This window comes from Ruegeria sp. CDSB136, assembly GCF_059610965.1.
The window spans coordinates 1-13,635 of sequence record NZ_JBXWOP010000006.1; the positions used below are offsets into that span (position 1 = coordinate 1).

12 protein-coding genes and 1 tRNA gene are annotated in these 13,635 nt (G+C 59.2%); 7 read left to right on the forward strand and 6 right to left on the reverse strand.

Translation table 11 applies throughout. The annotated features are described in order from the left end of the window. Positions 1–60: 60 nt before the first annotated feature. Positions 61–135 (reverse strand) — tRNA-Gln (locus AC2FIR_RS07970). Positions 136–224: 89 nt separating this feature from the next. Further along, a complete protein-coding gene (locus AC2FIR_RS07975) occupies positions 225–1,214 on the reverse strand; it encodes an NADPH:quinone reductase (RefSeq protein WP_496747653.1) in 990 nt (329 codons plus the stop codon). 252 nt (positions 1,215–1,466) lie between these two features. Between AC2FIR_RS07975 and AC2FIR_RS07980 the strand changes: the two genes are divergently transcribed. Next, positions 1,467–1,973, forward strand: coding sequence for a ferritin (locus tag AC2FIR_RS07980; protein WP_496747651.1), 507 nt, complete (start codon positions 1,467–1,469; stop codon positions 1,971–1,973). Positions 1,974–1,988: 15 nt separating this feature from the next. Here the strand turns inward: AC2FIR_RS07980 and AC2FIR_RS07985 are convergent, their stop codons facing one another. Continuing rightward, entirely contained in the window at positions 1,989–2,510 is a 522-nt protein-coding gene (locus AC2FIR_RS07985; protein WP_170614863.1) for an SH3 domain-containing protein, read from the reverse strand. Positions 2,511–2,648: 138 nt separating this feature from the next. On the opposite strand from AC2FIR_RS07985, the gene AC2FIR_RS07990 reads away from it, so the two are divergent. The 4 genes from AC2FIR_RS07990 to AC2FIR_RS08005 all read left to right on the forward strand — a co-directional run bounded on the left by AC2FIR_RS07990 (position 2,649) and on the right by AC2FIR_RS08005 (position 9,608). Next, positions 2,649–3,635 carry a 2-hydroxyacid dehydrogenase gene (locus tag AC2FIR_RS07990; protein WP_170614862.1) on the forward strand — a complete coding sequence of 329 codons (987 nt, stop codon included), beginning with the start codon at positions 2,649–2,651 and terminating at the stop codon, positions 3,633–3,635. A 70-nt stretch (positions 3,636–3,705) separates the two neighbouring features. Next, positions 3,706–5,499, forward strand: coding sequence for a gamma-glutamyltransferase (ggt, locus tag AC2FIR_RS07995; RefSeq protein WP_496747650.1), 1,794 nt, complete (start codon positions 3,706–3,708; stop codon positions 5,497–5,499). A 23-nt stretch (positions 5,500–5,522) separates the two neighbouring features. Next, positions 5,523–6,920 (forward strand): FAD-binding oxidoreductase, encoded by a 1,398-nt coding sequence (locus tag AC2FIR_RS08000; RefSeq protein WP_496747648.1) that lies wholly within the window; start codon positions 5,523–5,525, stop codon positions 6,918–6,920. Between the two features lie 180 nt (positions 6,921–7,100). Then, on the forward strand, positions 7,101–9,608 hold the full coding sequence (locus AC2FIR_RS08005) for an FAD-dependent oxidoreductase (RefSeq protein WP_321254659.1): 2,508 nt from the start codon (positions 7,101–7,103) through the stop codon (positions 9,606–9,608). A 68-nt stretch (positions 9,609–9,676) separates the two neighbouring features. On the opposite strand, the gene AC2FIR_RS08010 is transcribed toward AC2FIR_RS08005, so the two are convergent. The 3 genes from AC2FIR_RS08010 to AC2FIR_RS08020 all read right to left on the reverse strand — a co-directional run bounded on the left by AC2FIR_RS08010 (position 9,677) and on the right by AC2FIR_RS08020 (position 11,804). After that, on the reverse strand, positions 9,677–10,015 hold the full coding sequence (locus tag AC2FIR_RS08010) for a carboxymuconolactone decarboxylase family protein (protein ID WP_170614858.1): 339 nt from the start codon (positions 10,013–10,015) through the stop codon (positions 9,677–9,679). A 65-nt stretch (positions 10,016–10,080) separates the two neighbouring features. After that, positions 10,081–10,734, reverse strand: coding sequence for a DUF938 domain-containing protein (locus tag AC2FIR_RS08015; RefSeq protein ID WP_496747646.1), 654 nt, complete (start codon positions 10,732–10,734; stop codon positions 10,081–10,083). Then, positions 10,731–11,804 carry an NAD(P)/FAD-dependent oxidoreductase gene (locus AC2FIR_RS08020; protein WP_496747645.1) on the reverse strand — a complete coding sequence of 358 codons (1,074 nt, stop codon included), beginning with the start codon at positions 11,802–11,804 and terminating at the stop codon, positions 10,731–10,733. The genes AC2FIR_RS08015 and AC2FIR_RS08020 overlap by 4 nt, the downstream gene beginning before the upstream one ends. 129 nt (positions 11,805–11,933) lie before the next feature. Between AC2FIR_RS08020 and AC2FIR_RS08025 the strand changes: the two genes are divergently transcribed. Next, positions 11,934–12,335 carry a hypothetical protein gene (locus tag AC2FIR_RS08025; RefSeq protein ID WP_480442174.1) on the forward strand — a complete coding sequence of 134 codons (402 nt, stop codon included), beginning with the start codon at positions 11,934–11,936 and terminating at the stop codon, positions 12,333–12,335. A 3-nt stretch (positions 12,336–12,338) separates the two neighbouring features. Then, positions 12,339–13,571: an HlyD family secretion protein gene (locus AC2FIR_RS08030; protein WP_170614855.1), complete on the forward strand. Its 1,233-nt coding sequence runs from the start codon at positions 12,339–12,341 to the stop codon at positions 13,569–13,571. Positions 13,572–13,635: the final 64 nt, after the last annotated feature.

The window sequence follows — 13,635 nt, forward strand, 5'->3', positions numbered from 1 at the left end:
GGGGCATTTTCCGTAGCAAACGGGTGCCACGGGTGTCGAAGTATCGATGTCTTGAAAGACTGGCTGGGGTGGTAGGATTCGAACCTACGATACACGGTACCAAAAACCGCTGCCTTACCACTTGGCTACACCCCAACGGTGAGCGGCTATCTACGATTGTTGGTGGCGGTGTTCAAGGGCTTTCCTGCAAAAATCTCGGTTGCCCCAGAAATTTTTTCAAGCCTTTATTTTGTTTCAATCAAGACCGCCCCGGCGCGATGTCCGGCCGCGACCAATTCGTGCGCCGCCGGGCACTCGTCCATAGAAAATACCTGTTGGATTGGGCAATTTAAGGCACCTGCCTCAAGTGCGGCATGGAGTTTTTCGATTGCTGCAGAACGGGCGGCCATGGGTAATAGGTAAACCAGGATGGTCTCCAGCGTGACCGCTTTGAACATCAGGGGGTAGAAGGGCAGAACGGGAAGCATTTCCTTGGCGGACCCAAAAGTGTTGATCCGTCCGTTTTCAGCGATGACTGCCGTGTTCGTCTCGACGTTCCGGCCAAATTCGACATCGACGATTCGGGCGATCGGGCGCCCGTTGTTGGCTTGCAGAATTTGATCCGCGAGGTCCGGGGCATTGTAGTCCAGAACCGCAGCTGCTCCGGCCTGCAAAACCCTTTCGAAACTGCCCGGACCGGACGTGGCGATGACATCGGCGCCGCCCCACTTTGCCAGTTGAACGGCCAGATGGCCGACCGTGCCAGCGCCGCCGTGAACCAGCAGGCTTTGCCCTGCGATGTCTCCGCCGGAGAATACGGCGTGGCATGCTGTCAGGCCCGGAATGCCCAATACGGATCCGGTTTCGAAAGACACGGAATCGGGCAGTGGCACGGCTTGCTCGGCCGGCAGCGTGATCTTAGTGGCGGCTGTGCCAAACGGCCGCTGCCACTGGCCGTTCCAGAGCCAGACGCGTTGACCGATCCTTGAGGTTGGGACTCCCTCGCCAACCGCCGCGACAACCCCCGACCCGTCGCTGTGCGGGATGATCACTGGGAATGGCGGCTTGGTCACGCCGGGTCTGCTTCCGGCGCGGGCTTTGACATCCGAAGGATTGGCACCTGAAAACGCCAGATCAACTGTGACTTCTCCGACCCCCGGAGGGGTCGAGGGCACATCCTGTACTTTCAGAACGTCGCCTGCGGAACCAAAGGCGCGATAAGTGACGGCTTTCATGGTCATCCCTTCTTGTCTCGCCGCAACAGTAGCCGGGACGGCGTGAATTGCCAGCCCCAGTAAAGGATTGGGAGCGACAGGTACGGCGGATTCCTTGTTTTGCCGCAGGCCAGCTGCAATTGAATTCCAGTTGCGAAAAGTGTCAATTAAGATAATGAAATAAATAATAAAAAATGGAAATCGCATTGAAAATGGGGATTTCAGGGATTAGCTTTCGGACATCCGCAAGACACGTGCCAAGGAGGCTCAGAAATGCAATTGAATTCCAAAGTTTCAGACGCCCTGAACCGTCAGATCAACAATGAGCTTCACGCCTCGTATTCCTATCTTGCGATGGCCGCTTATTTCGAATCCCAGGATCTGCCGGGCTTTGCACAGTGGTTCAAAAGCCAGTCGGCAGAGGAAAACGCACACGCTATGCGTATCTTCGAGTTTCTGGCCAAGCGCGGGGGGCGGATAGAGATTGACGGGATTGCCAAACCCAAGGTGGATTTTGGCTCGCCGGTTGATGTGTTGGAAGCAGCGCTGGCGCAGGAGAAGACTGTAACAGGTCAGATCAATGCGTTGTTCGAACTGGCGCAGGAAGTCAGGGAGTTCAGCACCCAGAACATGTTGAACTGGTTTCTGGACGAGCAGATCGAGGAAGAGGATCTGATAGGTCAGGTGCTGGACAAGGCAAAGGCCGCCAACGGTGATCGCTGGCACCTTTTGATGCTGGATCAGGAGCTTGGCGCTCGCGGCGTTGGCGACCCGGAATAGACGCCGGCGAAAGGGCTATTCCCGGATTTCTGCAGGATCAACGCCCCACAGGTTACCTTTCAGCGTCCAGCCGCGATAGCCACCGGCTGAGACGCGGCACCAGTCAACCGTGCAGGTTCCAAGGCGGGCCACGACGCCCGCTTCGAAATGAGCGCTGACCTGTGAGGCAGGGTCGGGACTGGAATAGACCGGCAGCATGTCGCTTTCGATCAGAACGGTCCGTACGCCTGACAACAGGGCGTAGTGGACCCAACCTCCGGCGCCGTCGCGATCCTGAACCTTGCGCCAGTTTCCGTATTCGGCAGTGATCTGCAACGGCATCCCGCGCCGTTTGAACACCCAATCGATTCGATGGGTCAGCGATGGCCCGCGGCGCACATTCCCTTCAGCGGCTTTCATCGACACATAACGTGGCAACGGTAGGTTGGTGACGGGGCCGCGTTTGTCCTGCGCGCTGGCCGCCAATGTGCCGAACACGATCAGAAATACAGACAGGATCGCCAGAACCGGGCGTTTTACCGATAGAAAACCACTCACCGAATGCCTGCTCTTATACCTGTTCAACGGGTTTCGAAAAAAGGTCGACTCAATGGCCGTGGGGTTCTTGTGCCCCGCCTTATCCTGCGCCACGATGACATGGCGCGCGCACGTTTGCAAAGCAGTGGGAGGGCGAAAGTGCCAAGAGAACGTCTGAGTGTTGTCGTTACGCGACGGTTGCCAGAGGCAGTGGAAACCCGATTGAGCGAGCTGTTTGATGTGCGCCTGCGGGACGATGATACACCCATGACCCGCGACGAGCTTGTCGCGGCCGTGAAAGAGGCGGATGTCCTTGTCCCGACGGTCACGGATACCATTGACGGCGGACTGCTGGGGCAGGCGGGTGAAAACCTGCGGCTAATCGCGAATTATGGCGCCGGCGTCGACAATATCGATGTCGCGACCGCGCGGCAGCGTGGGATACTGGTCTCGAACACACCCGGTGTTCTGACCGATGATACCGCGGATATGACAATGGCGCTGATATTGGCCGTCACACGCCGTATCCCCGAGGGGCTGGCGATCATGCAAAAGGGCGATTGGACGGGATGGGCGCCCACGGCATTCCTTGGAGGGCGGATCGGCGGTCGCCGGCTTGGCATCCTCGGCATGGGCCGGATCGGTCAGGCTGTCGCGCGCCGTGCCGCCGCGTTCGGAATGCAGGTGCATTACCACAACCGCCGCAGGCTGCGCCCCGAGATCGAAGAAGAACTTGAAGCGACCTATTGGGAGAGCCTGGACCAGATGGTATCGCGGATGGATGTCATCTCGGTCAACTGCCCGTCGACCCCGTCAAGTTTTCATCTGATGAACGCACGTCGTCTGAAGCTGATGAAACCGTCGGCCGTTCTTGTGAACACGTCGCGGGGTGAAGTGGTCGATGAAAATGCGCTGACCCGCATGATCCGGTCAGGCGAAATCGCGGGGGCAGGGTTGGATGTCTACGAACACGGTACCGACGTCAACCCGCGCCTGAGGCAACTGCCCAACGTTGTCCTGTTGCCGCACATGGGGTCCGCCACGCTGGAGGGGCGGATTGAGATGGGCGAGAAGGTTATCATCAATATCAAAACTTTCGAGGACGGGCATCGCCCACCGGATCAGGTGGTGCCATCAATGCTTTGACAAAATGACGCCCCGGTCGGAAATGCCGGGGCGATCGTGTATTTCATCATTATTAGATTGAGAGGACACTATGAAACGTGGAATGATTTCAGGACTGCTTCTGTCTGTGGCTGTCTCGACCACTTCGGTATTCGCTCAGGAAACTGCGGACGCGGTGTCGCCCGAGGCGGCGACCGAAGGTGAGGCGCAGGCGCTGACCGCTGAGGTGATCGCAGCGCTTGAAGCGAAGATGGCTGGGGCCCCGGTTGAAGCGCAAGACTGGATGGTGGCCGCCGCCAACCCGCTTGCGGTCGAGGCGGGCGCGCGGGTGCTGCGCGACGGGGGCACGGCGGCGGACGCGATGGTTGCCGTTCAGGTTGTTCTGGGATTGGTCGAGCCGCAATCGTCAGGTCTGGGCGGTGGCGCCTTTCTGGTCTGGTACGATGCGGCCAGCGGTCAGCTGACCACGCTGGACGGGCGTGAAACTGCACCGCTCGCGGCAAGACCCACGCTGTTTCAGGACGAAAACGGAGAGCCGCTGAAGTTCTTCGATGCCGTTGTCGGTGGCCTTTCTGTGGGAACGCCCGGTACGCCTGCCTTGCTCGAAGAAGCGCATCGGCGCTGGGGGCGCAGCTCATGGCCCTCGTTGTTCAAGGACGGCATCGCGCTGGCCGATGACGGATTTCTGGTGTCGCCTCGACTGGCGGCTTTGGTCGCGAACGACGCCGAGCGTCTGGCGCGTTTTCCTGCTACGGCCGAATATTTCCTGCCCGGTGGGGCACCTTTGGAACAGGGGCAGCGGCTGACAAATCCGGCATATGCCGAAACGCTTCGCACTTTGGCAAGTGAAGGCTCAGCCGGGTTTTACGGTGGCGATATTGCTGCGGGCATCGTGAACACAGTTCGCTCGGCGCCGGGCAATCCGGGTGTGTTGTCCGGGGTCGACCTCGCGCTCTATCAGGTGGTCGAGCGCGCGCCGGTTTGCGCGGCCTACCGGGCCTATGAGGTCTGCGGCATGGGCCCGCCATCATCAGGTGCCCTGACGGTCGGGCAAATTCTGGGAATGCTGGACGGCTACGATCTGGCTGGTCTGGGACCGGAAAACCCCGAAGCGTGGCGATTGATCGGTGACGCCTCAAGACTGGCATTTGCCGATCGCGGTCGCTACATGGCTGACAGCGATTTCGTCCCGGTGCCGACCGCCGGTCTGGTGGACCCGGACTATCTTTCCCAGCGCGGTTCGCTGCTGAACCAGGAAGGCACCCTGACCGAGGCAACACCCGGCAAGCCCGAGTTCGACCACGCCCTGAACCTGGCGGATGATATTTCTCTGGAGCTGCCGTCGACGTCGCATATCTCGATCGTTGACCGGTATGGGAATGTGCTGTCGATGACGACGACAATCGAAAACGGCTTTGGCTCGCGGCTGATGACAAACGGCTTCCTGCTGAACAATGAACTGACGGATTTCTCGTTCCGAACGCACAAGGACGGCGTCCCGATTGCCAACCGGCTTGAACCCGGCAAACGCCCCCGCTCGTCGATGAGCCCGACCATCGTCATGCAGGACGGTGCTCCGGTGCTGGCCATAGGTTCACCCGGCGGCAGCCGCATCATCGGGTATGTCGCCAAATCGATCATCGCCTGGGCCGATTGGGGCATGGATGTGCAGCAGGCCGTTTCCCTGCCGCATCTGGTCAACCGCTTTGGGACATATGATGTCGAGTTGGGCACCGGTGCAGAAGGTTTCCTGGATGCCCTGACCGAGCTGGGTTTCGAAGTGAATGCCCGGGATCTGACCTCGGGCCTGCATGCCATCGAAATCGGAGAGGTTCTGAGCGGTGGCGCAGACCCGCGTCGTGAAGGTATCGCGCTGGGTGAATAGCCGGGCGGCAGAAAGGAAAGACCATGGTGCAGGCAAACGCTTTGCCCCGGAATGAGGACGGGATTGCAACCGCAATCGGTATCCTGAAACAGACATTCGGGGACCGGCTGCAAACGGGTGATGCCATCCGCGAGCAGCATGGGCATACGACGACCTGGATAGAAAACCAGCCGCCGGACGCGGTGGTCTTTCCACACTCAACCGCAGAAGTCTCGGGTATCGTCAGCACCTGTGCCCTTCACAAAGTGCCGGTGATTGCATTTGGAACCGGCACTTCGCTGGAAGGGCACGTGAACGCGCCCGCAGGTGGGGTTTGCGTTGATCTGAGCCAGATGAACAAGATACTGGCAGTCAATGCCGGTGATCTGGACTGTCTTGTGCAACCCGGTGTCACGCGTGAGGATCTGAATACGTATCTGCGGGATCAGGGCCTGTTTTTTCCCATCGACCCGGGGGCGAATGCCTCGCTGGGCGGGATGGCTGCGACCCGCGCGTCAGGCACAAATGCCGTCCGCTACGGCACGATGAAGGACAATATACTCAGCCTCGAGGCCGTGATGCCGGATGGGCGGATCATTCGCACTGGCCACAGGGCCAAAAAATCCTCGGCCGGATATGACCTGACCCGACTGCTGATCGGGGCCGAGGGCACCTTGGGCATCATCACCGAACTGACGCTGCGCCTTCAGGGCATCCCCGAGGCGATCAGTTCAGCCCGGTGTTCCTTTCCCTCCGTCGATGCGGCCTGTCAGGCCGTCATGATGACGATCCAATACGGCATCCCCGTGGCCCGGATCGAATTGCTGGACGAGTTGTCGGTCAAGGCGGCCAATGCCTATTCCGGCCTGGCTCTCCCTGAAACACCGCTCTTGTTGCTCGAGTTTCACGGGTCCGAATCCGGTGCCATCGAACAGGCCGAAACCTTCGGACACATCGCGGATGAGTTTGGCGGTACCGATTTCGCCGCAACCTCGACCACGGAAGAACGTAACAGGCTTTGGCAGGCCCGCCACGACATGTACTGGGCGTGTCTGCAGTTGCGACCCGGCACAAGTGGTATTTCGACCGATGTCTGCGTCCCGATCTCGCGTCTCTCCGAATGTGTGACTGCCACGCAGGCCAAAGCGGCCGAGCTGGGCCTGGTCGCGCCGATGGTGGGGCATGTCGGGGACGGCAACTTCCACACTCTGTTGTTGATCGACATGGACAATACAGCCGAGGTGTCCAATGCCGAACAATTCGTCGGTTGGCTGAATGATCTGGCCATTTCAATGGACGGAACTTGCACGGGTGAACATGGCATCGGGCAAGGCAAGCGACCCTACCTTCATCGAGAGCTTGGGGCCGCGTTGGATTACATGGCCGCAATCAAATCTGCTTTGGATCCGGACAATATCATGAACCCGGGCAAGATATTGTGAGCGGCCCTGCCGCTTCATCTTTTCCCAAATACTCAAATTCAACGATCTTCAGCTGACCGAACTTCTGTTGTTCGTGCACTAAGGTCGGTTTTGTCCGTTTTTGCGTCGGATGGACTTTGCGATCAGATGCGCCATTCGTCATAAACCATGCCAAACAGATTCACTCCGGAGAGCGGGCACATGAAAACCCAAGTCAAAGCACTGGTTGTTGGCGGCGGCGCCGTCGGCACCTCGATAGCGTATCATCTGGCCAAGGCGGGCTGGGACGATGTGATGCTGATCGAGCGGGACGAATTGACGTCCGGATCGACATGGCATGCCGCCGGTCTGCTGCCGCTGTTCAACATGTCTTATGCGACAACTCACATCCACAAATACTCGGTCGATTTCTACAAGACGCTCGAGGAGGAAACCGGTCTGAACGCTGGTTTTGCCGTGGTCGGCAACCTGCGCATGGCGCAGACGCAAGAGCGTATGGATGAATACATGCTCTATGCGTCCACAGCCGAAACCTGCGACGTCGCCTACGAGTGGCTGACACCCGAGCAGATCAAGGAACGCTGGCCGCTGATCGAGACCTCGGACCTGAAGGGCGCGATCTATCACACCGAAGACGGCTATATTAACCCTGCGGACGTAACGCAGGCGATGGCCAAGGGGGCCCGTCAGCGTGGCGTCGATATCGTGCGCAAGATGCAGGCCGACGCGTTCCACTGGAACGGCACCCATTGGGAAGTCACCTGCACCAAAATGGTGGAAAAGGGTGGCAACCTTGTCGAAAGCGACGAGAAGGTCGTGATCACAGCCGAGCATGTCGTGACCGCATCGGGCAACCACGCACAGCGCACTGCCAAGATGCTGGGCATCAAGATGCCTGCCATCCCGGTTGAGCACACCTTCATCGTCATGGACAAGGACCCCGAGCTGGTCAAATGGCGTGAGGCGGGCAACCCGGAACACCCCGTCGTGCGCGACGCGGACAACGAATCCTATGCGCGTGAAGAGCGTGGCGGCTGGATTCTGGGTATCTATGAGCACGGCGCACCCGCGCGCTTTGAACATGGCGTGCCGGACAGCTTCCGTGCCGACCTGTTCCCGCTGGATCTGGACCGGATCGCGGATCAGTATATGGCAATGGCCGAGCGTGTGCCGTCCTGTGCCGAGTCCGGCCTGAAGGACGACTTCAACGGCCCGATCTGCTATACCCCCGACGGCAACCCGCTGGTTGGTCCGGCACCAGGCCTGCGCAACATGTGGCTGGCCGAAGGTTTCTCGTTCGGGATCACCGCCGCGGGCGGCACCGGCTATTATCTGGCTCAGATGATGGTCGATGGCGAAGCTGAGATCGACATGGCCTCGCTGGACCCGAAACGCTATTCGTCGAACTGGATGACCACCGAGTTCGCGGCGCGCAAGAACGAAGAGTGTTATGAGCACGTCTACATCCTGCACCACCCGGATGAAGAGCGTGAAGCCTGCCGTCCGCTGCGTACCGTTCCGGCCTATGATCGGCAGAAAGCACGTGGCGCACAGTTCGGATGGGTCAACGGGTGGGAACGCCCGAACTATTTCGGCCCCGTCGATGCACCTGACAACTTCGACAAGGAAAACCGCTCGTTCCGCCGTGGTGGCTGGTGGCAACATGCCGTCGAAGAAGCCAAGGCGATCCGCGAAGGCGTTGGCCTGATCGACGCGTCGGCCTTCACCAAGCATGTCGTCAAAGGCCCCGGTGCGACCCAGTTCCTGGACTGGTTCACCTGCAACAAGCTGCCCAAGGTCGGTCGTATCAACCTGACCTACGCGCTGACCTCGCACGGGACCACCCGCACCGAATACACCATCGTCCGCAATGGCGAGAATAACTACTACATCGTCTCTGCCGGTGCCTGGACCGAGTACGACGCCGACTATCTGCGCAAGGCGGCCGAGGACAAGATGGAGGAGTTCGGTTACATCGAGATTCAGGACGTGACCACCCAGTGGGGCGTCTTCGCCATCGCCGGACCCAAGTCGCGTGACGTTCTGAAAGAGATCATCAAAGACGCCGATCCGGAAACCGCACTGTCCAACAAGCGCTTCCCGTGGTTGTCGGCCCGTCAGATCGAATTGGGTATGTGCCCGGTCAACGCGATCCGTGTGGCCTATACCGGTGAGCTGGGCTGGGAACTGCACCACCCGATCGAGATGCAGAACTACCTGTTCGACCTGCTGGAAAAAGCTGGTGAGAAGCACGGTATGAAGCTGGTCGGTGCACGCGCTCAGAACTGGCTGCGTCAGGAGAAATCCTATCGCGCCTTCGGCACCGAACTGGGCCGCGATGCAACCCCGCTGGAAGCCGATCTGCCGCGTTTTGTCGACCTGTCCAAGGACTTCTACGGCAAGGCCAAGCTGGAAGAGACCGGCGTGCGCGTGAAATGCTGCACCCTGCTGATCGACGGCCCGGACGATGCCGACCCGTGGGGCCGCGAGGCGCTGTACACGCCGGAAGGTGAGCGCGTGGGTCGTCTGACCTCGGGTGGATATTCGGTGGCCTTTGAGAAATCCATCGGCATGGGCTATGTGAAGCCCGAGCTGGCGGTCGAAGGCACCAAGCTGCAGGTTAAAATTCAGGACAAGCTGTGGGATGCGGTCGTGACCTGCGACAGCCCCTACGATCCGAAAAACGAAACCATCCGCAAGGACGGTTAAGTAAGAACCACGGGCGGTGCACCTGAAGTGCGCCGCCTTTTGCGCTGGGCTTATAGGGTAACTTATTGTTACTTATTGGAAAGTTCGTCGAAACATTCCAATGCCTTGGCCGCGTACATCATGGATGGTCCACCGCCCATCTGGATGGCCATTGAAAGCACGTCCGAGACTTCGTCGCGTGAAGCCCCGGCTTTCACAAGGGCTTCTGTGTGCAATGAGATGCAGGGTTCACAGCGCACGGCGATCGACATCCCAAGCGCGATGAATTCCTTGATCTTGTAGTCTAACGCACCGCCTTCTTTGACGGACTTTCCCAACGCGCCGAAGGCGCGCGCCGTGTCGGGAATCGCCCCATTCAGGTTGCGCAAACCGCTTCGGGTTTCAGACAGTTTTGTCGTCCAGGTCATTGATGTTCTCCATTATATATCAAAAACTGAATATATTGGAGATCACCATCAGACTTTGATCTTGATCATTTGCCGCGTTTACCCGCTATGAAGGCAAGATTATTTGCAGGCAACTCCACTCTTTCGACAACACTCAATCCCTGTTCTTCCAGGAACTCGGCGATGTCATCGTCGTTTTTGTACCCGATTTCAGGATCTTGCTGGAAAAGGGCGTCGTGAAAGCGTTGGTCGCCGTCGCTGATCAGGATACCGGAACGCTTGAACGGGCCATAAAGGACAAAACGCCCATTTACGCAAAGCGCCCGGGCGATTTCCGTCAGAAGCGTCTTTGTTTCGTCCCAACTGATAAGGTGAAGCAGGTTGATCAGGACCACAAGGTCGAGCTCTGCAAACTGCTTGTGCCAGCCTTCGGTTGTGGCATCCAGATGCGCGGCCTTCGATACATTGGCCAGAGCCGTTGTATAGGCGTCGATGCTGGCGCGGCGAACAGGATCAACTTCGGTCGGTTGCCAATTGACTTCGGGCAGGACGGTCGCAAAGGCACTGACATGCTGGCCTGTGCCGCTGGCAATCTCAAGCGCGGAACCTGAACGCGGTGCCCATTGAAGCAACAGGTCGCAAAGAACACCGCTGTTCCGGCTCGCGGCCGGAGCAACCAATTTTCCGCCGTCCTCCGGCGTCGCAACGCTCGCGTTCGAGGGCAATTTGCGAGGGGTCATGCGTAAAACCTCGCCGGGCTCACAGCGGCGACTGTTTCCTGATCCAGTTCGGGGGCGGCGCCTGTTGTCAGATCCGCGACAAGCCGTGATGCAGCGGGTGCGGTTTGAAACCCGTAACCGCCCTGACCGACGGACCAGACGAACGAAGGGTCGCCGGGATCAGGCCCCAGAACCAGAGTTCTGTCCGGGGTAAAGCTGCGCAATCCCGCCCAGTTCGCCAAAACCCGGTTGACGGGTTCCGTGACCATCGCTTCATACCGGGCCAACCCTTCAGCCAGAACCATGTCATCGGCATAGGCATCGTGGGGGGCGACGGGATCAGCCTCGCTAGGGGACACGATAAGGTTTCCCGCGTCCGGCTTGGCATACCAGCTGTCGCCGGCACCCAGCATCATGGGCCAGCCGCGCACGTCATATCCGCCCGGCGCAGGAATGCGGGCCATCGATCTGCGATACGGCGTGATGCCGAGCGGTGCGATCCCGGCCAGTTCCGCGATTTCATCAGCCCAAGCGCCAGCGGCATTGACCAGCATCCGGGCTTGATAAACCTGATCTGCCTTTATTTCCCAGTGCCGGGGTTTGCTGATTGCATTGACCTTGCGCCTGGTCAGAATTTGGCCGCCGTTCTTTCGTATGGTTCGGGCAAAATCCTGCAACAACCGGTCCGTGTCGATGTCAAACGCGGCATGACCAACTGCCGCGAATGCCAGCGTGTCCGGGTCCAGGATCGGGACACGGGCCAAGGCGTCTTCCGTGGAAATTGGCGCCACGCTAAGGTTTTCGGCATCTTTCCTGAATTCTTCGGCCTGATGGGGTGCCGCAACCAGCATGATCCCCCGAGGTGTCAGATAACCGCCGTTGTCAGATTGCAGGAACTGCGCACCGGCCCTGTTCAACGCGACCACCGACGGTGGCCCATAGCTTTCTTCGAACAGGGCAGCCGACCGACCCGAAGCGTGATACCCCAGCGCGTCTTCTGCTTCCAGCACGGTGACAGAGCCAAATTGCGACAGGCGTGCGCCCGCGCTCAGACCGGCGATGCCGCCGCCAATGATCAGAAAATCAATCAACTCGTTTTACCCGTCTGAATCGATGTTTATGGAACACAACCCGTGAAGCGGGGTCAGGTCATTCAAGCAGGCTTGAATTTGCGCTTCAACCCATTCAAACAGTGGGCAATCAGATAAAGGGAGGGCAGGGTGAACGCCGCAGATTTACACCCGATGGCCACGGGACATATTCCGTCCTACGTGACACAGGCAGACGGAAGCGATTTTCTTTTCACTTTCATGCTGGTTTTTACTGTTGTCGTGATTGTTTTGCTTGGGGTTGCATATTTCACCCTGCATTCGATCCCCGAGAAAATTGCACACCAGTCCAACCATCCGCAATTTCAGCTGGTGGGTATTCTGGCGCTGCTGGCGTTGTTCACTCATAACGGTCTGTTCTGGGTCGCGGCGATCCTTGTGGCCGGGTTTCAGTTCCCGGATTTTGCTGCACCCCTGCGTGGAATTGCCGATGCCATCCGGTCCCTGGCGCCGCAGCGCGCGCCGGAACCACCCGCGCCACAACCGGCACAAGAACCGCAGCAGGAGCACTAATTCATGCTTGAGACATTGATGTGTGCGCTGGTCACGGTACTGCCGGATTATCTGTTTCGACGCTATGTTCAGGGCAAGCGGATCGGACATGAGATCACACTGTTCACCATGTGGTACGAACTGCGCTGGGGTCTGACCACCTGTGCCATTCTGGCGCTGACCGTGATCACCACCCTGTTTTATTTTCATCCCGCCAGCAGCACGGCGGCGTCCTATTTCCGCACTGTCACCATCCTGCCGCAACTGGGCGGGCGTGTGTCCGAGGTTTACGTTCGTAACAACGAACAGGTCACTGCCGGGCAACCGATCTTCCGGATCGAGGATCTGACCCAGACCGCGCAGGTCGAGGCGGCGCATGCCGAAATCGCGCAGGTTCAGGCCTCGCTGAAAGTCGCGCAAACCGATCTGGCCGAGGCGGAAGCCGGGATTGCCGGCGCAAAGGCCGCGCTTGATCAGGCGCTGGAGGATCTTGAGCGCAATACAACCCTGCGCGACGAAGGATCAAGCGCTGTGCGTCTGGCCGAAATCGACCGCCTGGAAAACCTGGTGGCCGAGCGTGAAGCCCAAGTAACAGCAGCCCAATCCCGGCGCGCTGCGGTCGTGCAGCAGATCGAAGAGTTGATTCCCGCGCAACTGGCCAGCGCCAATGCACAACTGGACGCCGCCCTGACCGAGCTGGACAAAACCGTCATCAATGCCGGGGTCACGGGCCGGGTCGAACAGTTCGGATTGCAGGTCGGCGACTATGTCAGCCCGCTGCTGCGCCCGGCTGGTATTCTGGTTCCGTCCTCGTCCGGTCATGACCGGTTCCAGGCGGCCTTCAATCAGCTGTCAGCACAGGTCATCAAGCCCGGCATGATCGGAGAGCTTGGCTGCATGACCAAGCCATTTACGGTGATCCCGATGGTTGTGGTCGAGGTGCAGGACGTGATCCCCTCGGGTCAGATCCGCCCCTCGGACGAATTGCGTGATGTGCAGACCAATACGGTGCCGGGGTCGATCCTTGTCTATCTCGAACCGCTGTACAAAGGCATGGCGGACGACATTCCGGCGGGCAGCAATTGTCTGGCCAATGTCTATACAGACAACCACGAGCGGCTCGAGCATGAAGACCTGGGTTTCTGGGAGGCTGCGTTTCTGCATGTCGTCGACACGATCGGTGTCGTCCACGCGGCTGGCCTGCGCCTGCGACTGATCCTGATGCCGGTCAACACGCTGGTTCTGAGCGGGCACTGAGCAATCAGCTTGCCGGTCAACGCGCAACGGCCGGTCTTGCGGCAGCGGCCCGCGTTCCTTTCAG